Source organism: Mesorhizobium sp. Arg314, from assembly GCF_053714275.1.
This window is the reverse complement of record NZ_JBSKBP010000015.1, coordinates 101131-124989: the sequence shown is the minus strand read 5'-3', so window position 1 is coordinate 124989 and position 23859 is coordinate 101131. Positions and strand designations below refer to the sequence as shown.

General features: G+C 63.5%; 22 protein-coding genes and 1 pseudogene. 10 read left to right on the top strand and 13 right to left on the bottom strand.

Features of this window, described 5'->3' with window-relative positions:
- Positions 1–123: 123 nt before the first annotated feature.
- The 5 genes from ACWGS9_RS18225 to ACWGS9_RS18205 form a co-directional block, all read right to left on the bottom strand.
- A complete protein-coding gene (locus ACWGS9_RS18225; protein ID WP_454506549.1) occupies positions 124–504 on the bottom strand; it encodes a thiol-disulfide oxidoreductase DCC family protein in 381 nt (126 codons plus the stop codon).
- Between the two features lie 60 nt (positions 505–564).
- Positions 565–858: a GYD domain-containing protein gene (locus ACWGS9_RS18220; RefSeq protein WP_095766734.1), complete on the bottom strand. Its 294-nt coding sequence runs from the start codon at positions 856–858 to the stop codon at positions 565–567.
- Between the two features lie 194 nt (positions 859–1052).
- Positions 1053–3080 (bottom strand): RNA polymerase sigma factor RpoD, encoded by a 2028-nt coding sequence (rpoD, locus tag ACWGS9_RS18215; protein ID WP_454506548.1) that lies wholly within the window; start codon positions 3078–3080, stop codon positions 1053–1055.
- Between the two features lie 426 nt (positions 3081–3506).
- Positions 3507–5462, bottom strand: a complete 1956-nt coding sequence (gene dnaG, locus ACWGS9_RS18210) for a DNA primase (protein WP_454506547.1) — start codon at positions 5460–5462, stop codon at positions 3507–3509.
- Between the two features lie 138 nt (positions 5463–5600).
- Positions 5601–5963 (bottom strand): RcnB family protein, encoded by a 363-nt coding sequence (locus tag ACWGS9_RS18205; RefSeq protein ID WP_454506546.1) that lies wholly within the window; start codon positions 5961–5963, stop codon positions 5601–5603.
- Positions 5964–6324: 361 nt separating this feature from the next.
- On the opposite strand from ACWGS9_RS18205, the gene ACWGS9_RS18200 reads away from it, so the two are divergent.
- Both ACWGS9_RS18200 and ACWGS9_RS18195 read left to right on the top strand, forming a co-directional pair.
- Positions 6325–7989, top strand: a complete 1665-nt coding sequence (locus tag ACWGS9_RS18200) for a Na/Pi cotransporter family protein (RefSeq protein WP_454506545.1) — start codon at positions 6325–6327, stop codon at positions 7987–7989.
- Between the two features lie 263 nt (positions 7990–8252).
- Positions 8253–9437 (top strand): MFS transporter, encoded by a 1185-nt coding sequence (locus ACWGS9_RS18195; protein ID WP_454506609.1) that lies wholly within the window; start codon positions 8253–8255, stop codon positions 9435–9437.
- 30 nt (positions 9438–9467) lie between these two features.
- Here ACWGS9_RS18195 and ACWGS9_RS18190 read toward each other — a convergent pair whose 3' ends face one another.
- Complete coding sequence (locus ACWGS9_RS18190; protein WP_454506544.1) at positions 9468–10841, bottom strand: aminotransferase-like domain-containing protein; 1374 nt, start codon at positions 10839–10841, stop codon at positions 9468–9470.
- A gap of 113 nt (positions 10842–10954) precedes the next feature.
- Between ACWGS9_RS18190 and ACWGS9_RS18185 the strand changes: the two genes are divergently transcribed.
- Positions 10955–11341, top strand: a complete 387-nt coding sequence (locus ACWGS9_RS18185; protein ID WP_454506543.1) for a DUF983 domain-containing protein — start codon at positions 10955–10957, stop codon at positions 11339–11341.
- Positions 11342–11359: 18 nt separating this feature from the next.
- Here the strand turns inward: ACWGS9_RS18185 and ACWGS9_RS18180 are convergent.
- Positions 11360–11916, bottom strand: a pseudogene (locus ACWGS9_RS18180) (GNAT family N-acetyltransferase).
- Positions 11917–11966: 50 nt separating this feature from the next.
- Positions 11967–12677 (bottom strand): DNA helicase, encoded by a 711-nt coding sequence (locus ACWGS9_RS18175; protein WP_454506542.1) that lies wholly within the window; start codon positions 12675–12677, stop codon positions 11967–11969.
- Positions 12678–12996: 319 nt separating this feature from the next.
- Between ACWGS9_RS18175 and ACWGS9_RS18170 the strand changes: the two genes are divergently transcribed.
- Entirely contained in the window at positions 12997–13998 is a 1002-nt protein-coding gene (locus ACWGS9_RS18170; RefSeq protein ID WP_454506541.1) for a hypothetical protein, read from the top strand.
- A 10-nt stretch (positions 13999–14008) separates the two neighbouring features.
- On the opposite strand, the gene ACWGS9_RS18165 is transcribed toward ACWGS9_RS18170, so the two are convergent.
- Positions 14009–14458, bottom strand: a complete 450-nt coding sequence (locus tag ACWGS9_RS18165; RefSeq protein WP_454506540.1) for a GatB/YqeY domain-containing protein — start codon at positions 14456–14458, stop codon at positions 14009–14011.
- Positions 14459–14776: 318 nt separating this feature from the next.
- On the opposite strand from ACWGS9_RS18165, the gene carA reads away from it, so the two are divergent.
- Together carA and ACWGS9_RS18155 are read left to right on the top strand one after the other, a co-directional pair.
- A complete protein-coding gene (carA, locus tag ACWGS9_RS18160; protein WP_454506539.1) occupies positions 14777–15979 on the top strand; it encodes a glutamine-hydrolyzing carbamoyl-phosphate synthase small subunit in 1203 nt (400 codons plus the stop codon).
- 148 nt (positions 15980–16127) lie between these two features.
- A complete protein-coding gene (locus tag ACWGS9_RS18155) occupies positions 16128–16511 on the top strand; it encodes a helix-turn-helix domain-containing protein (protein WP_454506538.1) in 384 nt (127 codons plus the stop codon).
- Between the two features lie 6 nt (positions 16512–16517).
- On the opposite strand, the gene ACWGS9_RS18150 is transcribed toward ACWGS9_RS18155, so the two are convergent.
- The 4 genes from ACWGS9_RS18150 to mntR form a co-directional block, all read right to left on the bottom strand.
- Entirely contained in the window at positions 16518–17786 is a 1269-nt protein-coding gene (locus tag ACWGS9_RS18150; protein WP_454506537.1) for a TCR/Tet family MFS transporter, read from the bottom strand.
- Positions 17787–17951: 165 nt separating this feature from the next.
- Positions 17952–18875 carry a KPN_02809 family neutral zinc metallopeptidase gene (ypfJ, locus tag ACWGS9_RS18145; protein ID WP_454506536.1) on the bottom strand — a complete coding sequence of 308 codons (924 nt, stop codon included), beginning with the start codon at positions 18873–18875 and terminating at the stop codon, positions 17952–17954.
- 175 nt (positions 18876–19050) lie between these two features.
- The gene (locus tag ACWGS9_RS18140; protein ID WP_454506535.1) at positions 19051–19239 is read right to left on the bottom strand and encodes a hypothetical protein; all 189 of its coding nucleotides are present in this window, start codon (positions 19237–19239) and stop codon (positions 19051–19053) included.
- Positions 19240–19315: 76 nt separating this feature from the next.
- A complete protein-coding gene (gene mntR / locus ACWGS9_RS18135; protein WP_320311731.1) occupies positions 19316–19768 on the bottom strand; it encodes a manganese-binding transcriptional regulator MntR in 453 nt (150 codons plus the stop codon).
- A 297-nt stretch (positions 19769–20065) separates the two neighbouring features.
- Between mntR and ACWGS9_RS18130 the strand changes: the two genes are divergently transcribed.
- The 4 genes from ACWGS9_RS18130 to ACWGS9_RS18115 all read left to right on the top strand — a co-directional run bounded on the left by ACWGS9_RS18130 (position 20066) and on the right by ACWGS9_RS18115 (position 23856).
- Positions 20066–21424 carry an Nramp family divalent metal transporter gene (locus ACWGS9_RS18130; RefSeq protein WP_454506534.1) on the top strand — a complete coding sequence of 453 codons (1359 nt, stop codon included), beginning with the start codon at positions 20066–20068 and terminating at the stop codon, positions 21422–21424.
- Between the two features lie 45 nt (positions 21425–21469).
- Positions 21470–22312, top strand: a complete 843-nt coding sequence (locus ACWGS9_RS18125; RefSeq protein ID WP_454506533.1) for a protein-L-isoaspartate O-methyltransferase family protein — start codon at positions 21470–21472, stop codon at positions 22310–22312.
- Positions 22313–22468: 156 nt separating this feature from the next.
- The gene (locus tag ACWGS9_RS18120) at positions 22469–23119 is read left to right on the top strand and encodes a dihydrofolate reductase family protein (RefSeq protein ID WP_454506532.1); all 651 of its coding nucleotides are present in this window, start codon (positions 22469–22471) and stop codon (positions 23117–23119) included.
- An 86-nt stretch (positions 23120–23205) separates the two neighbouring features.
- Positions 23206–23856, top strand: a complete 651-nt coding sequence (locus tag ACWGS9_RS18115) for a glutathione S-transferase family protein (protein ID WP_454506531.1) — start codon at positions 23206–23208, stop codon at positions 23854–23856.
- The last annotated feature ends 3 nt before the right edge of the window (positions 23857–23859 follow it).

The following is a 23859-nucleotide window of genomic DNA, read 5'->3' as shown; positions in this document are numbered from 1 at the left end:
AGTTATATCTTACGATACATCTTAAGTAAGGTGCACCGCTTGCGGAGTCAAGATATATCTTAAGATGTATCGTAAATGGTGCCAAGCCTATGGCATGTCGCGGTGATGCGGACGCGGGGCCGCCTACCAGCGGCCCTTGCGCCGGTTCCAGGCGTAGAGAAGGTCCGCGAAGCGGTCATAGGCAAAGCGCGTCAGCGGCAACGCGACAGGGTTGCCGAACAGGGTCGCCAGCCACTCCTCGCCCGGCGTGAGCCGCCAGACCGCGATCGCCACATCGGCGCCGACCAGCAGCCGCCCTTCGCCATCGGTCGCATGCAGCCGGCGGCGGATATCCTCCAGCGAGGCGCCGAAGACTGAAAGCGCTTGAGGTTCGAAATTGATGTCGCGGAATTCGACGCGGCCGGCCTTGATCGCCTCGACCAGTCGCCGCTTCTGGTGGCTGATGCCCGCATCGCACACCGGACAGCGTGTGTTGTACCAGACAGTCAGCAGCGGCTTCGGCATGGCGCGACTATCGGGAATGCGGCGCGGCTTCGCAACAGCCGCGCCGATCCTTCAGCCACTTTACCCAAGCGAGCTGATGATCTCGCGGTAGGCGAATTCCGGAAACGCCTTCATCGTCCGAGTCTTGACATTGCCGCCCGACGACAGCATCAGCGCGAAGCGGGCAAGCACCGCATCGTCCGGCGCTTCGACGATGGCGACCATGTCGCATTCGCCCATGGTCAGATAGAATGCCTTGAACGATCCGCCCATTTCCCCCAGCAGCTTTTTGGCGGCATCGAGCCGTTTCGGCGACTCCCGCACATTCTTGGCGCCCAGCTCGGTCCAGTTGATAAGCACGATGTAGGTTGTCATGCACACCTCCCTCCGGGGCCACGGTGCGGGCGCCTGGCCGTTGACGGTCGACGCCGGGCGGGCATCCGGCTTGTCGCCCACAAATGCATCCGACGCGGGAATTATCCTCCTGTCGAGCGGCCCCGGCAAGGCGACGCTCGCAAATGAAAAGGGCGCCCGAGGCGCCCTTTTCATTTGCTTGTCTGATTTCCGGATCAGCTGTCCAGGAAGCTTCTGAGCTTCCGCGACCTGCTCGGATGCTTGAGCTTGCGCAGCGCCTTGGCCTCGATCTGCCGGATGCGCTCGCGCGTCACCGAAAACTGCTGACCGACTTCTTCCAGCGTATGGTCGGTGTTCATGCCGATGCCGAAGCGCATTCTGAGCACGCGCTCCTCGCGCGGCGTCAGCGAGGCAAGCACCCGTGTCGTCGTCTCGCGCAGATTGGCCTGGATCGCCGCGTCGATCGGCAGGATCGCCATCTTGTCCTCGATGAAGTCGCCGAGATGCGAATCCTCCTCGTCGCCCACCGGGGTTTCGAGCGAGATCGGCTCCTTGGCGATCTTCAGCACCTTGCGCACTTTTTCCAGCGGCATGGCGAGCTTCTCGGCCAGTTCCTCCGGCGTCGGTTCGCGGCCGATCTCGTGCAGCATCTGGCGCGAGGTGCGCACGATCTTGTTGATCGTCTCGATCATGTGCACCGGAATGCGGATGGTGCGCGCCTGGTCGGCGATCGAGCGGGTGATCGCCTGCCGGATCCACCATGTGGCGTAGGTCGAGAACTTGTAGCCGCGGCGGTATTCGAACTTATCGACCGCCTTCATCAGGCCGATATTGCCTTCCTGGATCAGGTCGAGGAACTGCAGGCCGCGGTTGGTGTATTTCTTGGCGATCGAGATGACGAGGCGAAGGTTCGCCTCGACCATTTCCTTCTTGGCGATCGCGGCCTCGCGCTCGCCCTTCTGCACCTGGTTGACGATCTTGCGGAATTCCAGGATCGAGATCGCCGTTTCGGTGGCGAGGTTCTGGATCTCGGCGCGCAGCTCCTTGATCGTGTCCTTCTCGTTCTTGGTGAACTCCTTCCAGCCGCGCGAGGTCAGGTTGGCGATCGAACGGGTCCAGTTCGGATCGAGCTCCGAGCCCTGATACTCCTTGAGGAATTCCTCGCGACGCACGCCATAGCTTTCGGCGAGACGCAGCAGCTTGCCCTCGTTCTGCACCAGGCGCTTGTTGATGTCGTAGAGCTGCTCGACCAGCGCCTCGATGCGCGCGGCGTTGAGCGACAGCGACTTCACCGCCTTGATCAGCTGGTCCTTCAGCTCCTTCAGCCGGCGGTCCTGGCTGGGCGAGAGCGTGCCGGCTGCGGCCAGGCGGTTTTCGACCTGCTGGTCCTGCAGCTTGCGAAGCTTCTTGTAGGTGTCGGCGATGACGTCGAGTGTCTCCATCACCTGCGGGCGCAATTCCGCTTCCATCGCGGCCAACGACAGGCTCGCCTCGTCCTCGTCGTCTTCCTCTTCCTCCAGCCCGCGCATGTCGCCGCCGACATTGGTGATGTCGTCTTCTTCCTCGCGTGCCGCCGCGCGGCCGCGCGGCTTCTCTTCGGGCTTGGGCGCTTCCTCGACGCGTTCGACGACAGGCGCCTGCTTGGCCTCGGGGCCGGCATAGGTCGCCTCAAGGTCGATGATCTCGCGCAGCAGGATCTTCGATTCGTTGAGCTCGTCGCGCCAGATGATGATGGCCTGGAACGTCAGCGGGCTTTCGCAGAGACCCGCAATCATCGTTTCGCGGCCGGCCTCGATGCGCTTGGCAATGGCGATTTCGCCCTCGCGCGACAGAAGCTCGACCGAGCCCATCTCGCGCAGATACATGCGCACCGGATCGTCGGTACGATCGGTCGGCTCTTTCTTGGTGGTCGTGGCCGCGACGGCGGTGCCGGTCTGCTCGGCGAGTTCGTTGGCGTCTTCCTCGGTGTCGGCGGGCGCCTCGGCTTCGCTCTCTTCACCCTGCTCGTCGTCCTCGACGACATTGATGCCCATGTCGCTGAGCATCGCATTGATGTCTTCGATGCGGTCCGGATCCGTCTCTTCCGAGGGAAGCACCGCGTTGAGCTCGTCGAGCGTGACATAGCCGCGTTTCTTCGCGGCCTTGATCATCTTCTTGACAGCATCGTCGGAAAGGTCGAGCAGGGGGCCATCGGTGGCGCCTTCGCGTTCGGTCTCGACCTCTTCCTTTTCCTTTGTCGCCATTCTTTGTCGTCTCCAAGCGGCCGAATATCGAGGCCGCGTAAACTGCCGGACCGGTTATGCTGGACGCGCTCGCACCAGAACGCTTTTCACCGGTCCAGTAACCGCGTCATCTCTTTTGTTTTGTGCACGTCGCTGTCCCAAACCGGTTTCCACTTTTGGGCGACATGCATTAAGTCCAGATTAACCCTGATATCTGGAGCAGGCATTTTGCCTGTCCAGTCGTCACCGGCACCTCACATCGCTCGAATTTCCCGCCGACGCCAGGGCACGGTTAACGTTTCGAATCGTCCTGATTCCGCCAATCTGCCAGAAGGTCAAGCGCCTCTGGCATGATTCGCATGAAAAAAGCGAATCAATTACCCGACTTAGAGGCGTCGATTCGACGCGCTAAGCATTTCCACTTCATTTCCAGGGGGCAGTTGCGGCCTAAACGCGCCCAACCCTGCCCGACGAGACGCCGAACCCTTCGATCAGCGCTTCCGTTGCCTGCACATCGTTGAATTGCGCTTGAATCTCGACGAGATGCCGGAAGTTTTCATCCGAAGGGTCTGCATCGAGCGCCGCCTGCGCCTGTTTCAGCTCTCTATGTAATGTGCGGGCGCTACGCTGCAAGTGCAGCGCCTGGTTGAAGGCGTCGCGGGCATCGTCAAGTGCGGCAGTCTCCAGCGCCGGCCATTGCCGCGCGCGCTTGATCAACTCGACCGCGCGCTCCCAGATGCCGCCGCAGCCGGCGCGCTCGATGGTTGCGATGACCGCGCCGCGCTCGTCGGCCGCGTCATGCGCCATGGCGTCGAGAATGGCCGCGTGGAGTTTGCGCAGATCCGAATTGGCAAGGTCGAGGAATTCGACATGCGCGAAATTCTCGTCGATCAGTGCCGGATGGTTGACCAGAGCCACAATGATCGTCGCCTCGCGCACCGACATCCCCTCGCCTGCTCGCTTGACCAGCGCCGAGCGGCCGAGACTCTCGGTGATCGCGGCGCGCCCGCCGGCCGCCCCGCCCCGCCCGAAGGCGCCACCGGGGCCTGTCCCCTTGCCCCGCTCGCCAGGCCGGCCGTCGGAGCGCCCCCCGTGATGGCCCTGCCGCGCGGCGCGCTGCGAGCCGAAGAAACTCAGCACCCGTTCGCGCATCTCTTGTTGGTAATGGTAGCGCAGGCTTTCGTCGCGGATGCGGCTGGTGAGTTCGCGCAGCGTCTTTTCGAGCTCTGCCCGCCGCTCGGGCGTATCGAAGACGCCGCCGGCCGTCTCGCGCATCCACAGCAGATCCGCAAGCGGCCGCGCTTCCGAAAGCACCGCGCGGAAGGCATCGGGACCATCCGCCTTGACCAGGTCGTCCGGGTCCTTGCCTTCCGGCAGCAGCGCGAAGCGCGCCGAGCGCCCGGGCTGGATCGCCGGCAGCGCCAGATCAGCTGCGCGCCACGCCGCCTTCAGCCCGGCCTGGTCGCCGTCGAAGCACAGCACCGGCTCGCCGGCCATGCGCCACAGAAGCTCGAGCTGGTTCTCGGTTAGCGCCGTGCCGAGCGGCGCCACGGCGTTGTCGAAGCCGGCCTGCGCCAGCGCGATGACATCCATATAACCTTCGACGGCAATCACCGAGCCGCCTTTCGCCAGGGCTTTGCGGGCGCGAGCGAAATTGTAGAGCACGTTGCCCTTGTGGAAGAGCTCGGTGTCGGGCGAGTTCATGTATTTGGCCAGCGCATCGGGCGCCAGCGCGCGTCCGCCGAAGGCGATGATCTTGCCGCGCGAATCCGGGATCGGGAACATGATGCGGTCGCGGAACCAGTCGTAGGAAACCGGAATGTCGTCGCCATGGCGGACCAGCCCGCAGGCCTCGATATCGGCCTTCGGCACGCCTTTGGCGGCGAGATGTTCCTTGAGCGCGTTGCGGCTGTCCGGCGCGTAGCCCAGCCGGAACGATTGCTGCGTCGCCGGCGTCAGCCCGCGATCGCGCAGATACGCGCGAGCTTTGGCACCGTCGGCGCTCTGCAGCCGCTCCTGGAAAAAGGCCGTCGCCATCTCCATGACGTCGGTCAGGCTGGCGCGTTCCTTCTCGCGCCGTTCTTCCTGGGCGTCGCGCACCGGCATCGGCACGCCGGCCATCTCGGCGACCTTTTCGACCGCTTCGGGAAAGCTCACGCCGTCGAGCTCGGTGAGGAACTTGAAATGGTCGCCCGAAACCGAGCAGCCGAAACAGTGGTAGCGGCCCTTCTTGTCCTCGCAGTGGAATGACGGGCTTTTCTCGCCGTGGAACGGGCAGCAGGCCCAATAGTCGCCGCGCGAGGCGTTGGTCTTCTTCCTGTCCCACGCGACGCGCGCGCCGATGACCTGCGAAATCGGCACGCGGTCGCGTATCTCGTCGAGGAAGGCGGGCGGAAAGCGCATCAGGGAAACTCGTTTGCCCTCCATATAATCAAGCCGCCCGGGCGCTGCGACTCTGTCTCGCCCATCGTACCCGCTTTTCACAGACGAAAAGAAGGCGGCCATGCGGCCGCCTTCTCCTGGATTTCCGGATGTGGCGGATTACTGCGCGGCGATCGCGCCGAAGATGATGCCGGAGAGGATGCTGACCAGCACATAGTCGTTGCCGACGCGGATCCATTCCTGGCCGGGGCCGGGGCGGCGCAGGCCGTGGCGGTTCCAGTCGCGGACCGGCTGGTGACGCTTCCAGTTGGAATAGCGCTGACCGTTGCGCCAATGGCCGCGCTTCACGATGACCTTCTTCTTCACGACCCGCTTGTCGACATGCCTGCCGGGTTTCTGCCAGTCGACCTGCGTGTAGTTCGACTGCGGCGCGCTCGGTTGGGCGAGCGGCGCGGCCTGGCCGGACAAGGCCGAGGCGGCCAGCATCGAGGCGGTCACGGCGGAAAGTATGAGACGCTTCATGGTCGGTATTCCTTGTTGTCGATAGACGAGGAATAGCCGCCAATGGATGAACTGAAACTGAACATGAGAATTACAATTCTGTAATGGTTTCCGATGCTTGCGCAGGTTGCTTCAACAAGGCCCCGGATCGCGCTTGGCCACGCCGCCCAAGCGTCGGACGTTATGAGGCGAAGAACCGCTGCGCGGCACGTGCAACCAATGCGCCTCCCTTCATTTCCGACATGTTCCGTCGAGCGGAGACGATCATCGCATCAGAAAAATCTATTATCCGGCTAATGTTAATTGGTGTATCTCCGAGCTTCGAAATGACTAAGATTCGTACCCCTCTCCGCGTTGCCACGATCACCCCGCCAGGTCGGCCGTGAGCGGCTCCGTCGTCCTCCTGCAGCTTGCCGGCGCGGTGGCGCTGATGCTGTTTGCCACCCGCATGGTGAAGACCGGCGTCGAGCGCGCCTATGGCGACGTGCTGCGCCATCGGCTGCGCGCCACCATGCGCAACCCGATCATGGCCGTGCTGGCCGGCTGCGGGCTGGCGGTCGCGCTGCAGAGCTCTACCGCGGTGACGCTGCTGGTCGGCTCCTTCGCCGGCGCCGGCATCGTTTCGGGCGCCGCCGGACAGCTTGCCGTGCGCGGCGCCGAGATCGGTTCGGCGCTGGTGGTCAAGCTGCTCACCTTCGATCTCACGCTGCTGGTGCCGCTCTGCCTGATCGCGGGGACGGTCATGTTCATGGCCACCGAGCGGCGCGACTGGCGGCAGTTTGGCCGTATCCTGATCGGTATCGGCCTCTTGATCCTGTCGCTGGAGATGATCGGCCAGGCGTCGGAACCGTTGCGCCAGAGTTCGCTGATGCCGATGATCATCAGCTATTTCTCCGGCGATTTCGTCACCGCCTACCTGCTCGCCGCGCTGGTGACCTGGCTCTTCCATTCCTCGATCGCCGCCGTGCTGCTTCTGGTGACGCTGGCGGGGCGTGGCTTCATTCCTCCGGAGCTTGGCATCGTGCTGGTGCTTGGTGTCAATCTCGGCTCCTCGATCATCGCGCCCTTGCTCACCCGCAATGCCGATCCGGGCATCCGCGTCGTGCCGATCGGCAACCTCCTGATGCGCGGCATGGGCTCGCTGGTGATGCTGATCCTGTTCATGACGGTGAAGCCGCCGATCGGCTTTCTTGGCGCTGCCGTGCCCGACCAGATCGTCAACGCGCACATCCTGTTCAATGTGATTATCCTGCTCGCCGGCCTGCCGCTTGCCGGCCTTGTCTACCGCGTTTCCGAGAATATCGTGGCGGCCGGCACCAAGCCGGACCCGGCGGCAGCGCTCGACGTCGTTGAACTGTCGGCACTGAACGAGAGCGCGCTCGACACGCCAAGCCAGGCGCTCGCCAACGCCACGCGCGAGGTGGTGCGGGTCTGCGAAACGGTCGAGATCATGCTGAAGCGCATCATCGAGCTCTACGAGGATGCGGATCCAGCCAAGATCAAGGCGCTTTCAGCACTCGACGACCGCGTCGACAGGAAGCACGCCGCGATCAAGCTCTATCTCGCCAAGATCACCAGGAACCCGCTGACCGAGGACGAGGCGTTGCGTTGCCAGGAGCTGATCGGCGCCTGCGTCAAGCTCGAGCAGGTCGGCGACATCATCGTGCGCAACATGCTGGTGCATGTCAGGAAGAAGCTGGAACGCGGCCTGGAGTTCACGCCGGAAGGCTGGCGCGAGCTTTGCGCCTTCCATGCCTCGGTGCTGGTCAATGCGCGCCTCGCCTTCAACGTGCTGGTCTCGCGCGATTCCGAGACCGCCCGCCAGCTGGTGTTGGAGAAGGACCAACTGCGCGAACGCGAGAAGGAAACCAGCGCCAGCCATTTCCTGCGCCTGCGCGAAGGCACCACCAAGAGCGTCGAGACGAGCTCGATCCACCTCGACACCATCCGCGACCTGAAGCAGATCAACTCGCTGCTTGCCTCGATCGCCTATCCGGTGCTCGAGGAGCGCGGCCTGCTCGGCGGCTCGCGATTGAAGGCAGGCTAGGTAGAGCACCCGTCCTTCCCCCCTTGTGGGAGAAGGTGGCCTCGCGAAGCGAGGTCGGATGAGGGGTGCTCCAGGGAACGCCAACGTCTCACTCCGCTGGAACACCCCTCATCCGTCTCGGCGCTGCGCGCCGATCCACCTTCCCCCCAAGGGGGGAAGGAAGAACCCGACGCTCAAGAAAAGCTAAAGCGGCATCGACAATTTCTGCATTGCCGCGCCCGCCCAAGCGTGGTTTGAGGCGTGCATTCCTCGCATATGTTTGAATCATGCTGCCGCTGATTGCCCTTTTCCTTGCCGCCTTCGCCTTCGGCACCACTGAATTCGTCATCGCCGGCGTGCTGCCCGAGGTGGCACAGGGCCTTGGTGTTTCGATACCGACCGCCGGCTATCTCGTCTCCGGCTATGCCTGCGGCATTGCCATCGGCGGCCCGCTGCTGGCTTTAGCCACCAGCAAGGTTTCGCGCAAAACGCTGCTGCTCGGGCTGACGATTGCCTTCACCCTTGGCCAGGTGGCCTGTGCGCTGGCGCCCGACTTCACCTCGATGCTTTTCCTGCGCATCGCGATCGCGGTCGCGCATGGCGCCTATTTCGGCGTCGCCATGGTGGTTGCGGTCAGCCTGGTGCGCGAGGACCAGCGCGGCCGCGCTGTCGCGGTGATCCTCTCGGGCCTGACAGTCTCCAATGTCATCGGCGTGCCGGCGGGTACCGCGATCGGCAGCCTGTGGGGTTGGCGCGCGACCTTCTGGGTGATGGGCGCGCTGGGCATCATCGCGATTGTCGCCATGCTTGCGCTATTGCCCCGCACGGCCGGCGCCGCGAACCGGCCGGCTGGCCTGGCGCGGGAGGTCCGCGTGCTCGGCCGCCAGCAGGTGTGGACGTCGCTGATCCTGATGCTGATGCTGATGATCGGCCAGTTCGGTCTCTTCACCTACATCACGCCGACGCTGCTTGAAGTGACAGGCCTCGACGAGAGCCTGATCCCCTGGGTGCTGCTGCTCAACGGCGTCGGCGCCACGATCGGCGTTTTTGTCGGCGGCAAGCTTGCCGACTGGAAGCTGATGCCGTCTCTGATCACCATGCTTGCCCTGCAGGCGGTGACGCTCGGCATCATCCATCTCGTCAGCCCCTACCCGATGCCGATGATCATCGCCATCATCATCTGGGGTGGTCTCAACTTCGCCATCGGCGCGCCGATCCAGACCCGCATCCTCGCCTGGACGGCCGATGCCTCCAACCTCGCCTCCTCGCTGATCCCGTCCGGCTTCAATGTCGGCATCGCGCTGGCTGCATCGCTTGGCGCGGCGATGCTCAATGCCGGCTACGGCTATCGCAGCCTGCCGCTCGCCGGCGCTTCAGCGATGCTGGTGGCGGTGATGGTGGCTGTCGCCTCGCAGACCTGGGAATGGCGCAGCCGCGCGACGCCGCCGCTGCCGGCGGCAGCGGAATAACAGGCCTGCGCATCCTGTCAGCCTGTTGTCTCAGATCTTCAGTCGCGAGCCAGGCGCCCCCGAAAGGATGGAAGCCAGGCTGTGAAGGCCTTCCTTCAACCTTTCCCGGTTGGCAGTAGCGCCGAGCGCCAACCGGAAGCCGTTGGCGAAGTCGTGCCCGACGGCGAACTCTTCCGCGGGGCTGATGGCCAGTCCTCGACGGCGGGCGATGTCGGCGAGTTCGGCCGAGCGCAACTGGCTCTGCAGTGGATACCACAGATGCAGGCTGGACTCCGACGCCGCGAAACCGTTGGGCAAAATGTTGCGGGCGATCTCTTGCCTGGCCCGTGCCTCGGCCCGCACGGCGGCGGTGATCTCCTCGGCAAGACCGCTTCGCAGCCACTCGCAGGCGAGACCCGTCATCAGCGGCGGCGCCATCATGGTCGTGCCGCGTATCGCCGCCGCGATACGCTCGGCGGCTTGCGCGTCAGGCGCCGCCAGGAAGGCCGTGCGCAGGAAAGGCGAGATACATTTCGCCAATGTCGCAACATGGAAGGTCCGCTCCGGCGCCAGGTTCAGAAATGCCGGCGACGCCGCGGCGAGCAGCCGGCTGTAGGGATCGTCCTCGACGATGATCAGCTTGAGCTTGTCGGCCATGTGGGCGAGTTCTCGACGCCGGCCTTCGGACATGACAAGCGCGGTTGGATTTTGAAGCGTCGGATTGAGGTAGAGAACGCGGGCGCCATGCCGTCGCGCCGCCTGCTCGAGATCATCCGGCCGCATCCCCTCATCATCGTTTCCGACAGCGGCGAGCTTGCGTCGCGTAGCTTGGGCCAGCGCGATCAGTCCGGGATAGGTCAGCGCATCGGCAAGGATCGTGTCGCCCTCATGCGTCTGCGAAAGCAGGATGGCCGTGAGCAACGCCTGCGCGCCTGAACCGACAACGACCCTGTCGACCGGCAGCCTATCCTGCGTTGCGGCAAGCCATGACGAGCCGACGGCGCGCTCCACAGGCGAGCCCGGACCGGGATGATAGGAAAGCAGCGCTTCCGCACTGGAGCGCTTGAGCAGCCCTTCGATACCCGCCCGGATCAAGGCCGGCAGGTTGAGGCCGGCCGGCGCCGGCGGAATGTTCATGCTCAGATCGAGGACAGGTTCTTCCGGTTCGCCGGGTGTCACGAAGGTGCCGCGGCCCGCCGTTGCATCGATAAGGTTTCTGCGCCTGGCCTCGGAAAACGCGCGCGTGACGGTCGTAAGATCGACCCCCAGCAACCGGGCGAGTTCCCGTTGCGGCGGCAACCTGTCGCCGGGTTGCAAGCGGCCGATCGAGCGGGCATCTGCTAGCGCGTCGACGATCTTGAGATAGACCGGGCGCGGCCCTGCCTGCAGAACCGGGAGCCAGCCGATATCGCTTTCATTGCTCACTTGCCACCAATCCATACATTTTGTCGCATTGTATGCATACAAGTATGATATATGTATGTATCCGAGACCTCAAGGCCGACCTGGCCAATGCGAGGTCCACTGGAGCGACGATCATGGAAGACCATGCGCATTATCCACATCTGGTGCCCTGGCAGGTAGGGATCCGCGGCCGCTGCCCGCGCTGCGGCGAGGGCCACCTGTTCGAGGGATTCTTGAAACTGGCGCCCAAATGCGATGTCTGCGGGCTCGACTATTCCTTTGCCGATCCCGCCGACGGCCCGGCTTTCTTCGTCATCTGCTTTGCCTGTGTGCCTTCGGTGCTGTTCGCCGTCTGGGCGCAGGTGACCTTCGAGCCCTCCATGTGGTTCCACGCCTTCGTTTCGGTGCCGATCGTTCTCTTGACCTGCATCCCGCCGCTGAGGCCGCTCAAGGGCTGGCTGGTGGCAAGCCAGTTTTACTACAAGGCGGAAGAAGGAAGGCTGGCCAAGCCCGGCGAATAAACGCCGAATCATTCCGATCTAAAGGTCGATCCGGAACTTGAGGCTCTCTGCGCCGCCATAGACGGCGTCCTCGAAGAAGCGGCAGACGAGCCTGCCGCCATTGGTCGTGATGACCTTGTGCGAGGCCGGATTACCCGGCTTCGCGGTGATCTCGACATGGTCGAGCCCGACCGCCCTCGCCTCGTCCAGCATCAGCCGCAGCGCTTCGGTGGCATAGCCGCGGCCTCGCTTCCATGGCACCACCGCATAGCCGATATGGCCTAGCACATGCGAAGGCAGCGCCGACGCGCCCTTCTGCCAGCGAAAGCCGATCGAGCCGGCGGCCTCGCCATCCCAGATCCAGCGCCGGAAGCCCGGCAGCGCGCGACCTTGGTGCCGTCGGGCAAGGTTATGGGCGGTCCCTTCGCCTCGGGGTCGTCAAGGCTGGCGAGAAAGGCGACGGGGTCCTGCTCGATGGCCGCCAGTTCCTCGCGCGTTGCTTGCAAAAGTCGCACATCGTCGGGTGACCACCCGCGCTCCAGCGCCGCCTTGTAGGACGGCAGGTGTTCGAGCGCCGGTTTGACGATTTCGATCATGGCTCGTTTCCTGTCGAGACAGGCACGGATAGCCGCCGGACGGATCGCCCTCAAGTCTCCTGAAACTGGATTTCACCCTTGTTCAGGAAACAGGCCTTGTCGAACAGCGACAGGTCGAGCGGATTCGGCAACCGGATATCGCCGATATCCGGGAACGGTTTCGTGGCGGGATTATAGGACCTGTCGATCTGCGAGATGAAGACCAGCATCAGCCTGCGTTCCCGGGCAAACGATCTCAGCGCGCGGATCTGGACCATGAGCTCTGGATTCGCCCGCTTCTGGTCGAGCAGTTGCAGATAGTCGATGACCGCCAGCGTGCCGCGCGGCGCCAACCGCAACCTCTCGATGATGTAGCCCGCACTGATGGCGTCGGAATTGTCGAACTCGAACAGGTGGCCGAAGTCGGTCGAATCGAACCCAATGTCACGGAACCGGTCCAGGATGTCGGCATGCACATATTCCAGGGTGAAGAATACAGCGCGATTGCCCTGCTTCATGGCCGCCACGGCGAGTTCGAGGCTCATCAGCGTCTTGCCTTGGCCCGGTCGCGCCGCCACGAGAACCATGTCGCCGGGCATCAGCCGGGCTGACACCTTGCCGGCGGGCGCGGCCTCGGCGGCTTTGGCCGCAAGCAGGCTCCAATTGCCGAAGCCTTCCTTGGCGGCAACGTGGTCGAGCGCCTTGTGAAGGGGGATATTTTCGCTGCGAGACAGGAGCCTCGCCTGACGTTTCAGATGATAGAGGGGTGCGGAAAGCCGCATCGAAATACCTCCTGCCGCGAGCAGTCTTAGCAGTCCCTCCTTGTGCCTGGGTGCTCGAACAGTTGGTTGAGTGATCGACTGCCCTGCATGAACAATGCTTTCCGATGGAGGGAGGAGGCGTGGGCGCGCCGGAATCAGATGATAGCCCAATCCATGCCGACCGAAAATCGAGGAGATGGCGTCTTGAAATGTCGTCGCCGCGATTCCGCCTCCAAACGACGCGCTGAACTAGAAGTGTTTCGCCGATGGATAGAAGACCTTCTATGATCGGGTCGGGTGATTCACAGGTACGAGACGCTTCGACAGGAGGGGCATAACGGTGCGGTTGAGATCTGTTCCGCTGGGCGCGGCCATCTTCTGTCTTGTCGCGATCCTCGCGGCCCTGACGGCATCGGTCAGCTCGTTTGCGGCGTTGCGGCCGTCGAACGTTCCCGACTGGCTGCAGCGCCATGTCGGCGATGGCGAAGGCCAGATCTCGCAGGTCGTGCTGGAGCGGGCGCGCGCGCTCTACCAGAAAAAGGTAAGCGATGGTTCGGTCAGCAACCCCTGCTACTTCGCCATGGATGCGACTCGGCCCGGCGACCTGGGCAACAGCGTGCTTGGCGAGCGCTACTATATTGTCTGCGAAGGCAAGCAGCTCTTCCGCGCGGTTTCCTCGGGCCATGGCGGCGGCCGTAACCTGAAAGGCGTTGCCGATTTCTCGAACGGCCGGCGTTGCGCGAAAAACTTCGGCAACGCGATGGACTCCGAGCTGACGGCCGGCGGAGCCTACATCACCGCCGAGACCAAGACGTCGTTCAAGGGCTATTACCGCGTCGGCGCGCAGAACGCGGTGTTCATGCGCAGCTTCATCCAGTTCGACGGCGAAGGCGAAGCGGCGAACGCCAGGCAGCGCGTGATCGGCGGGCATCCGGCTGCCTTGCTCAGGGGCATGTGCCTGCGCAAAGATCCGAACAGCTCGTACGCCGACCATGACGGCTTGGTCCCGTTCGGCAAGCTGGTGAATTATGCCGGCGGCCGCAGCAATGGCTGCACCAGCTGGTCGCCTGCCGATGCCGAGCAGATCATCCCCATCGTGAAGAACAACCCGACGACGCTCTATATCTATCCCGAGTCGCGCGACATCGCTGCTGTCGCGCGTGCAAAAGCCGCTGGCCAAGCGCTCTCAGCTGCGGGAGCCTATTGGAATGCCTCCTGCCTGAAGGAGATCGGCTCGCCGAAATTCTGGCCGAAGAAGACGCTGGAACCGATCATCGCGCAGTACAAGAAGGACCATCCGGCACCGCCGCCACAGCCGGTTCCGATGTGCAAGGGTCCGTGAAGCCGCGCCCCTACTGAAGCAGCCCCTTGATGATGGCGCTCGCCTTGGCGAAATCCATCTGGCCGGCATATTTCTGCTTCAGCGCGCCGATCACCTTGCCCATGTCTTTCTGGCTGGCAGCACCGGTCGCGGCGATCGCCTCGCGCGCTGCGGACGTGATTGCCGCATCGTCGAGCTGCGTCGGCAGGAACGCGCGGATGATTTCCATCTCGCCACGTTCCTGCGCCGCGAGTTCCGGCCGCTTGCCGTCTTCGAAGGCCTTGGCCGACTCCTCGCGCTGCTTCACCATCTTGGCGAGGATCTGCAGGATTTCCTCCTCGCTCGCCGGCGGCTTGCCGGCGCCGCGATTGGCGATGTCGCGGTCGTGGATGGCAGCCTGGATCAACCGCAGCGTCGGCAGGCGGTGCTTGTCCTGCGACTTCATCGCGCTCTTCATGGATTCGGCGATTTTCTCGCGCATCGTGCTTCTCCTTCGAATGCGGCGGACAATAGCTTTGCCGAACGGGTAACGCAAATTCGGACAAGCCGCTGATATTGCTGGACGAAAGCAAATCCGCTGTGGTTCGAGGGCGCCGCATTGACCGCTCCGGCGCCTTCCCCTATGTACTCGGTCCTGCATGAGACAATGAAATCATGTCGCCCAAAAGTGCGTAGCGGTTTTGGGAAAACGGCATGACTGGAAAGAACCGGCGTGTGAGGGCGGGAAAGCCTGCTTCGCGCGCCTTGCTGCGCGAACGGCCCAGCCGGCCGGTTTGAAGCGTCTGACAGGAGTGCCGCCATGGCCACCATCACCGCCCCCTGGGCCACCGAAAAGCCGACCGCCCTTCTGGTGCTCGCCGACGGCACGGTGATCGAGGGCCGCGGCCTCGGCGCCGCCGGATCGGCCGTTGCGGAAGTGTGCTTCAACACCGCGCTGACCGGTTACGAGGAAATCCTCACCGATCCGTCTTACGCCGGCCAGATCGTCACCTTCACCTTTCCGCATATCGGCAATGTCGGCACCAATGACGAGGACATCGAAGACCTCAACCCGGCGGCCCGCGCGGGCGCTGTCGGCGCCATCTTCAAGGCCAATGTCACCGACCCGTCCAACTATCGCGCCGCCGGTCATCTCGATCAGTGGCTGAAGCGGCGCGGCATCGTCGCGCTTTCCGGCATCGACACCCGCGCGCTGACCGTGCTGATCCGCGAGAAAGGCATGCCCAATGCCGTCATCGCGCATGCGCCCGATGGCGTCTTCGACATCGAGGACCTGAAGCGGCAGGCCGCGGCCTGGTCGGGCCTGATCGGCCTCGATCTCGCCAAGGAGGTCACGTCGGGCCAGTCTTCGGTCTGGCGCGAGACGCCCTGGATCTGGAACGAGGGCTATGGCGAGCAGGACGCACCGTCGCTGCATGTCGTCGCGATCGACTATGGCGTCAAGCGCAACATCCTGCGCCTGCTGGCAGGCCTCGGCGCCAAAGTCACCGTCGTGCCGGCCAAAACAGGTGCCGAGGAAATCCTGGCCATGCAGCCGGACGGCATCTTCCTGTCGAACGGCCCGGGCGACCCGGAAGCGACCGGCGAATATGCCGTGCCGGTCATCCAGGACATCCTCAAGACCGACATACCGGTGTTCGGCATCTGCCTCGGCCATCAGATGCTGGCGCTGGCGCTCGGCGGCAGGACCGAGAAGATGCACCAGGGCCATCACGGCGCCAATCATCCGGTCAAGGACCACACCACCGGCAAGGTCGAGATCGTCTCGATGAACCACGGTTTCGCCGTCGACGCCGACTCACTGCCCGAAGGCGTCGAGGAAACCCATGTCTCGCTCTTCGACGGCTCGAACTGCGGCATCGCGCTGACCGGCCGGCCGGTCTTCTCGGTCCAGCATCACCCCGAGGCCTCGCCCGGCCCGCAGGATTCGCATTACCTGTTCCGGCGCTTCGTCAACCTGATCCGCGAGCGACGCGGCGAGGAAGCACTGGCCGAACGTTGACACGCTCGAGGAGAAGTCAAACGCCTTGCTGGCTGCGCATTGGTCGCTACCGGGTCATATTCGACGAAGATCGAACCACTATCTTCGCGATCTACATAGGAAAACGCGAAACCACGACATACAGCAGGCCATAACAGGACAACACGTCATGAATGCCCCGCAAATCATCAAAACTCCGACCGGCGAGGAGTTGGTCGTCATCCCTAAAGCGGATTACGAGGCGTTGCTGCGCGCTGCCGAGGAGGCTCTCGAAGATGCTGCGGACATCGCAATCTACGACGAGCGTAAAGCCGACCTCAAAACCGATAAGACCCTGCCGGCGGACGTTACAATGGATGTATTGCGTGGCTCGAGCCGGCTAAAGGCGCTGCGCAACTGGCGAAAGCTTACCCAAGCCGAACTGGCGGCAACGATCGATGTCAGCCAGGGTTTCCTGTCGGATCTCGAAGCCAATCGCCGTAAGCCGTCCGAGCAGACCAGCGCAATGCTGGCGAAGGCGCTCGATATCCCCAGGGAATGGATCGAGCCTTAGTCGTCCTCAAGCCGCGTCGGTCACCGCTTCCTGCGTATGCATGCGCTCGACTTCCTTCGGCGTCGGCCTGGCCACTTTCGTCACGAAGACGATAACCGCCAAAGTGAGGAAAATAGCGCCGAGCACATAGGGCGCGCCGCCGAACACGACCGGCGCGGTCGGGCTCGTGAACCAGGAAAAGATCGCCGTATAGAGCAGCGGCGTGATGATCGAGGTGATCGAGAAGATCGAGGTCATCGCGCCCTGCAATTCGCCCTGCGCCGAAGGCGGCACCTTGGCTGCGGCGAGGCTTCTGAGCGGCGGGTCGGCCAGCGCTTCCAGGCAGCCGGCCACGATCACCGCATAGATCATCCAGCCTTGCGTCGAAAACGCATAACCGAAGGCGCTGAGCGCGGTGAAGGTCAGCCCGATCGCCGCGGTCTTCCACTCGCCAAGCTTGGGAATGACGCGCGGCAGCACTGTCGCCATAATGATCGCGCCGCAGAGGCCGAAGGCGCCGAGCGAGAAGCCGATCTGCTGCTGGTTCCAGCCGTAGCGGTAGCTGGAAACGAACGACCAGACCGCCGGATACATCATGTGGCCGAGCGTCATCAGGAAGAAGACCAGTCCGATCCAGCCGATCCCCGGATAATTGCGCATCTGCATGAGCGTGCCGACCGGATTGGCGCGCTTCCATTCAAAGCGGCGACGATGCTTTTCGTCCAGCGTCTCCGGCAGCAGGAACATCGCGATCAGGAAATTCACCAAGGCAAGCGCCGCGGCGAAATAGAACGGCACGCGCGGCCCGAAGGTGCCGAGCAGGCCGCCCAGCACCGGGCCGATGACGAAGCCGACGCCGAAGGCGATGCCGAGCAGGCCGAAATTCTTCGCCCGGTTCTCGTCGTTCGAGATATCGGCGATGAAGGCCGATGTCGTCGAATAGCTGGCGCCGGAAATGCCGGCCAGCACCCGGCCGATGAACAGGATCGGATAGGACCAGGCGACGGCGCAGATCAGATTGTCGATCGAGAAGGTCAGCACCGAGGCAAGCAGGATCGGCCGCCGCCCGAAGCGGTCGCTCAAGCCGCCCATGATCGGTGCGAAGAAGAACTGCATCGCCGCATAGACGAAGAACAGCCAGCCGCCCTCGATCGCGGCCTGGCTGATGCTGACGCCGCTCAATTCCTCCAGATAGGCCGGCAGCACCGGCATGATGATGCCGAAGCCGATGATGTCGAGCAGCAGCGTGGTGAAAACAAGCGCAAGGCCCCGCCTGGCGGTCTTAGGGTCGATCATGGTGATAAGCTCCTCACGCCGCCCGGGCCAAAGGCGGGAGGCACCTTATAGGCGAGGTTCGCGGCGGGAACAATCCGCGAACGAAGGCAAACGTCTTATGCTGGCATCACTTGCCAGCTGCCACCGATCGCGGATCGCCGTTGGAAATTAGCCGCATGCGCAGCCTCAGATCGGACCGCTCATCGTGTTGCAGTCGGACAGCTTGCCGCTCTTGAAGCCGCGCGCCAGCCAGGTCTGCCGCTGCTGCGAGGTGCCATGGTTGAAGCTTTCCGGCACGACATAACCCTGCATCTTCTTCTGCAGCGTGTCGTCGCCGATCTGCTTGGCGGCATTGAGCGCGCTTTCGATGTCGCCCTGCTCCAAAATACCCTTTTGCTGGGTGAAATGCGCCCACACGCCGGCGAAGCAATCGGCCTGTAGCTCGATGCGCACCGACAGCTGATTGGCGTCGGCCTCGCTCATGCCTTGCCGCATCTGGTTGAACTTGCCCATGATGCCGGTGAGGTTCTGCACGTGATGACCCACCTCATGCGCGACCACATAGGCGCGGGCGAACTCGCCGGAAGCGCCGAACTGCTGGTCGAGTTGCTGGAAGAAGGTCATGTCGAGATAGACCTTGTGGTCGCCCGGGCAGTAGAATGGACCAGCCGCCGCTGAAGCGAAACCGCAGGCCGAACGAACCTGCCCGCTGAACAGCACCAGCTTGGGATCCTCATAGGTCAACCCTTGAGATTTGAATATGCCGGTCCAGGTATCCTCGGTGTCGGCAAGCACGGTTGCGACGAACTGCTTCATCTCGTCATTGGCGGGCGCGCCGCCATTATCCCGCGAGCCGCTGTTGTCGGTGATCTGGCCGCCGCCACCCCCGCCGCTGCCGTCGCCCAGTATCTGCGATGGATCGAAGCCGAAATACCATCCTGCGAGCACAACCAGGATGACCAGGATGATGCTGCCGCCGCCGCCGGCGCGGCCGCCGATCGGAACGCGGAACTGACCGGGGCTGCCGCCCAGTCCGCCGCCGAGCCCGCCGCCGCTGTCGCTGCGGTCATCCTCTACGTTGTCGCTCTGACGACGGCCTCTCCAAAGCATGGCAACTCCTCGCAACGCAAATGTCCTGGAGGGACCAGCCCGCGACCGCCCCCTGCAGACAATTATCGCAACGGCCGGCCCAAGTCACAGAATTTTTCGCGCTTGGCAAATGCCGACACGCAGGCAATTCCGGTCAAGCGGACAGAGTTCGACTGACCATAAACCGGCTAAAGCCTCAACTTTTCTGCTTGGCGCCGGCGCTCTTGCCGTCCGAACTTTTCGAACGTTCCTCGAAACGCGCCGCGCCCTTCTTCAGCGGGTGGCCGGTCTCGGCCTCGGTCTTGCGCTCGTCCTTGGCGGCCGCCTGCCGCAATCCCCTGGCTGCCCGCTTTCCTTTAGCGGTCGGTGCCTGTTCGACGCCCATTGCTTCCTCCTTACGCGCGACGACCGCGCTGTCGGGACAAACGTGCTTGAGATGCGGCGGTTCCGCCCACCGCGTTTCAGCGATGCGTCATCGCGCGGCGGAAAGCTTCCAGCGTTTCGGCGCTGACATGGTGCTCGATGCCCTCGGCGTCGATGCGCGCCGTCTCGGCGCTGACGCCCAGCGAGCGCAGGAAGGCCTCCACCGTCTGGTGGCGGATACGGCTTTCCTCGGCGACCTTGCGGCCGGCCTCGGTCAGGAACACGCCGCGATAGGGCTTTCGCGAGACCAGCCCGTCGGCGCACAGCCTGGTCAGCATCTTTGCCACCGTCGGCTGCGCGACGCCGAGCCTTGCCGCGATATCCACCTGCCGCGCTTCGTTGCCGTCCTCGATCAGATCGGCGATCAGCTCGACATAGTCCTCGACCAGCGCGCTGCGGCGCGCTTCGCGCTGCTGCCGGAACCCCTCCGAATGAATTTCCGCGTCCGGTAGCGGCTCTTCGCGTCGAACCGGTTTGTTCCTCAGCGCCAATACGCGCTCCTCCTTGGCTGTCCTAGAGCATGATGCCGAAAAGTGTGAAGCGGTTTTCGGACGACAACATGCTCAATCTCTTCGATTGTATCGGGATCGCATCCATAGCACGAACCCCTGACCGTCCGGCCGTTTATTTGCATTCCCGCGCAGGCGCAACCGGCGTTTGCAGCAGCCCGCCGCCAGCCTTGCTCCGGCGCATCACGAAAGCACGATCAATAAAATATAGCATATTGCATAATGTTGAGCCGTGGCATAGATAAAGGCACTTTCGATACGTTCCAGCGGAAATCCCCCATGTCCGACGCCGATGCAACAGCCGCAGCCCGACCCGCGTGGCGATTCGACAGGCCCGACGACGAGCAGCCCAGCCTTCGCGAGGTGAACGCCTCGATCGCGGTGCCGCAGGGCGGCGTCTGGTTCCGTCGCTTGTTCGCCTTCATGGGACCGGGCTACATGATCTCGGTCGGCTATATGGATCCGGGCAACTGGGCGACCGACCTCGCCGGCGGCGCCCAGTTCGGCTACACGCTGCTTTTCATCATCATGCTGTCGAACCTGATGGCGATCCTGTTGCAGGCGCTGGCGGCGCGTCTCGGCATAGCCACAGGGCGCGACCTCGCGCAGGCCTGCCGCGCCTACTATCCGCGCCCGGTCAATTTGATGCTCTGGATCGCCTGCGAACTGGCGATCATCGCGTGCGACCTCGCCGAGGTGATCGGCACGGCGATCGCGCTGCAGCTTCTGTTCGGCATTCCGCTGATCGGCGGCGCCATCCTCACCGCGCTCGACGCCTTCCTTGTGCTTCTCTTGATGAACAAAGGCTTCCGTTACCTCGAAGCCTTCGTCGTAGCGCTGCTGATCATCATCTTCGGCTGCTTTGCCATCCAGATCTTCGTCGCTGCGCCGCCGGCCGGCACCATCCTGCATTCGATGTTCGTGCCGTCGTCGGAGATCGTAACCAATCCGGCGATGCTCTACATCGCCATTGGCATCATCGGCGCCACCGTGATGCCGCACAATCTCTATTTGCACTCCTCGATCGTGCAGACCCGCGCCTATGAGCGCACCGATGCCGGCAAGCGCGACGCCATCAAGTGGGCGACCACCGATTCGACCATCGCGCTGATCCTGGCGCTGTTCGTCAACGCTTCGATCCTGATCGTCGCGGCGGTCGCCTTCCACAACACCGGGCATCAGGACGTCGCCGAAATCGGCCAGGCCTTCGAGCTCTTGTCCCCGCTGCTGGGCCTGAGCATCGCCTCGGTCCTGTTCGCAGTCGCGCTGCTCGCCTCCGGCCTCAATTCGACGGTCACCGCGACGCTCGCCGGTCAGATCGTGATGGAGGGCTTCCTGCGGCTGCGCATTCCGCAATGGGCGCGCCGCCTGCTGACGCGCGGCTTCGCCATCGTCCCCGTTGTGGCCGTCACCGCGCTCTACGGCGAAAAGGGCACAGCCCAGCTGCTGGTCTTCAGCCAGGTGGTGCTGTCGATGCAGCTGCCGTTCGCGGTCATCCCGCTGGTGCAGTTCGTGTCGGACAAGAACAAGATGGGTAATTTCGCCATACCGCGCGGCATTGCCGCTCTGGCGTGGGTGGTGGCCGCCGTCATCCTGGTGCTCAACTGCAAGCTGCTCTACGACACCGTCGCCGGCTGAAATCGGGCCGCGACATTCCAGCCGGCCGCGCTATCTTCTTCATGCATGGTCGGATCGGACGAAGCCCGCAAATTCTACGCCAGGCTGATGGCCGCGCATGCGCGCTCGGCCGACCCGCGCATTGAGCAGGTGTTTGCGTCAGTGCCGCGTGAGGCCTTTCTCGGCCCGGGGCCATGGACGGTCTTTGCCGGTGACGGCAGGATCGAAACGCCAACGGCCGATCCAAGCTATGTCTACCAGAACGTGCTTGTCGTGCTCGATGCCGACAAGGGCATCAACAATGGCGAGCCGCTTCTGCATGCCATGTGGCTCGGCAAGGTCGCGCCGAAGCCAGGCGAGGCCGTCACCCATATCGGCGCTGGCACCGGATATTATACGGCGCTGCTGGCCAAACTGGTCGAGCCGGGCGGCAACGTCATCGCCTTCGAGCTGGAGGCCGATCTGGCCGCGCGCGCCAGGGCGAACCTTGCCCGACATGGCAACATCGAGGTGGTCCATGGCGACGCCGTCGCCAATCCGTTGCCGCCGTCCGACGTCATCTATGTCAATGCCGGCGTCGTCGCTCCGCCCGCCGCATGGCTGAAGGCGTTGAAGCCCGGCGGCCGCATGATCTTCCCATGGCGCCCGTCCGAAACGGTCGGCCTGGCGGTCCTCGTGACCCGCCTGGAAAACGGCTTCGCTTGCCTGCCTTTCATGGGTTCCTGGTTCATCCCCTGTATCGGCGCCTCCGTTGCCGAACCCGAGGCGAGAATACCGAGTCGCGAGCGCGCCGCGCGCACCCGCTCGATCTGGCAGACAGCGGCCAAGACACCAGACCGGACGGCAACCGCCGTGTTTGGCGATGTCTGGTTCTCATCTCGCGCCGTTCGCCGATATAGCACGCGATAGAAATTTACAGGCCCTTGTCGAAAACGTGCCTTGCCGTTCGTCCTAGAAGCAATTCCAGGAAAAGTGCGAAGCGGTTTTCCGTCAGGAATTGCGTCAAACCACTCTAGGGCAGAAATCCGGCCGTGACGGCGCGGATCAGCGAACAGGAGAATAAAGATGCGCAAGATCATCGCCGCCACATTCGTCAGCCTCGACGGCGTCATGCAGGCGCCAGGCGGACCGGAAGAGGATCCGGTCGGCGGCTTCAAGTTCGGCGGCTGGACCTTCCATTACTTTGACGAGGTGGCGGGCGCGGCAATGAATGAATTATTCTCCAAACCGTTCGACCTGCTGCTCGGCCGCAGAACCTACGACATCTTCGCCGCGTACTGGCCGTATCAGAAAGATCCGATCGCGGATGTCTTCAACCCTGCGACCAAATACGTGGCGACGCATCGGCCGGATAGCCTGACCTGGCAGAACACGCAATCGCTTGGGCCGGATATCGTCGCGACGTTGCGCCGTCTCAAGCAGGAGGATGGACCCGACCTGCTCATCCAGGGATCGGGCAATCTGATCCAGACCCTGCTCGCCAACGGGCTGATCGACGAGATCCGGCTGATGATCTTCCCGCTGTTGCTGGGCAAGGGCAAGCGGCTCTTCGGCGACGGCACGCTGCCGGCCGCCTTCAGGCTTGTTAAGTCGCAGGCATCGAGCACAGGCGTGATCATGGCAACTTATGAGCGCTCAGGCGAAATCAAAGTCGGCTCGTTCGCGCAGGAGAAGCCTTCCGCGGCCGAACTCGAGCGGCGCAAGAACTGGAGGTAGCACAAGATCTGTCGCGTGGCGGGCCAAGCCCGCCACGCACTCGCTCGCAACCTGCGACCTACGACCTGAACCACCAGGGGCTGCCGATGATTCCCACCATTACCGCCTTCGAACGGTCGCCCGACGGCGGCAGGGGGCTGGCACGTGACATGCAAGTCCGCTGGGCACTCGAGGAAGTAGGCCAACCTTATGAGGTTCGTCTTGTTTCGTTCGGCGGGATGAAGCAACCCGCGCACGTTGCGATTAGCCCGTTCGGCAATATCCCGACCTATGAAGAAGGCAATCTCGCTCTGTTCGAGTCGGGGGCCATCGTCTTTCACATCGCGGAGCGTCATGCTGGCCTGTTGCCCGACGATGCGAGCGCCCGGTCGCGCGCAATCGCTTGGATGTTCGCAGCGTTCAGCACGGTGGAACCGCCAATCCTCGAGCGCACGATAGCCGTGATCCTGGAGCGCGATGCGCCGTGGCACGACGAGCGCCTGCCCTTGGTCGACGACCGGATCCGCAAGCGATTGGCCGAACTCTCCCGCCGCCTGGGCGATAGCGAATGGCTCGATGGCGCATTCAGCGCCGGCGACCTCGTCATGGTGGGCGTGCTGCGCCGGTTGAACAGATCAGGTCTGCTGAGCGAATTCCCGAACCTCGCCGCCTACGTCGCCCGCGGCGAGGCGCGGCCGGCCTTCAAGCGCGCATTCGATGCGCAATTGGCGGTTGCCATGGCGGCAACGAATGGCTGACCC

Bases quoted from the DNA above. Each gene is read 5' to 3' on its own strand.
- ACWGS9_RS18225 (WP_454506549.1), bottom strand. From the start codon at position 504: ATGCCGAAGCCGCTGCTGACTGTCTGGTACAACACACGCTGTCCGGTG.
- ACWGS9_RS18220 (WP_095766734.1), bottom strand. From the start codon at position 858: ATGACAACCTACATCGTGCTTATCAACTGGACCGAGCTGGGCGCCAAG.
- rpoD (WP_454506548.1), bottom strand. From the start codon at position 3,080: ATGGCGACAAAGGAAAAGGAAGAGGTCGAGACCGAACGCGAAGGCGCC.
- dnaG (WP_454506547.1), bottom strand. From the start codon at position 5,462: ATGCGCTTTCCGCCCGCCTTCCTCGACGAGATACGCGACCGCGTGCCG.
- ACWGS9_RS18205 (WP_454506546.1), bottom strand. From the start codon at position 5,963: ATGAAGCGTCTCATACTTTCCGCCGTGACCGCCTCGATGCTGGCCGCC.
- ACWGS9_RS18185 (WP_454506543.1), top strand. From the start codon at position 10,955: ATGGAAGACCATGCGCATTATCCACATCTGGTGCCCTGGCAGGTAGGG.
- ACWGS9_RS18175 (WP_454506542.1), bottom strand. From the start codon at position 12,677: ATGCGGCTTTCCGCACCCCTCTATCATCTGAAACGTCAGGCGAGGCTC.
- ACWGS9_RS18165 (WP_454506540.1), bottom strand. From the start codon at position 14,458: ATGCGCGAGAAAATCGCCGAATCCATGAAGAGCGCGATGAAGTCGCAG.
- carA (WP_454506539.1), top strand. From the start codon at position 14,777: ATGGCCACCATCACCGCCCCCTGGGCCACCGAAAAGCCGACCGCCCTT.
- ACWGS9_RS18155 (WP_454506538.1), top strand. From the start codon at position 16,128: ATGAATGCCCCGCAAATCATCAAAACTCCGACCGGCGAGGAGTTGGTC.
- ACWGS9_RS18150 (WP_454506537.1), bottom strand. From the start codon at position 17,786: ATGATCGACCCTAAGACCGCCAGGCGGGGCCTTGCGCTTGTTTTCACC.
- ypfJ (WP_454506536.1), bottom strand. From the start codon at position 18,875: ATGCTTTGGAGAGGCCGTCGTCAGAGCGACAACGTAGAGGATGACCGC.
- ACWGS9_RS18140 (WP_454506535.1), bottom strand. From the start codon at position 19,239: ATGGGCGTCGAACAGGCACCGACCGCTAAAGGAAAGCGGGCAGCCAGG.
- ACWGS9_RS18130 (WP_454506534.1), top strand. From the start codon at position 20,066: ATGTCCGACGCCGATGCAACAGCCGCAGCCCGACCCGCGTGGCGATTC.
- ACWGS9_RS18125 (WP_454506533.1), top strand. From the start codon at position 21,470: ATGGTCGGATCGGACGAAGCCCGCAAATTCTACGCCAGGCTGATGGCC.
- ACWGS9_RS18120 (WP_454506532.1), top strand. From the start codon at position 22,469: ATGCGCAAGATCATCGCCGCCACATTCGTCAGCCTCGACGGCGTCATG.
- ACWGS9_RS18115 (WP_454506531.1), top strand. From the start codon at position 23,206: ATGATTCCCACCATTACCGCCTTCGAACGGTCGCCCGACGGCGGCAGG.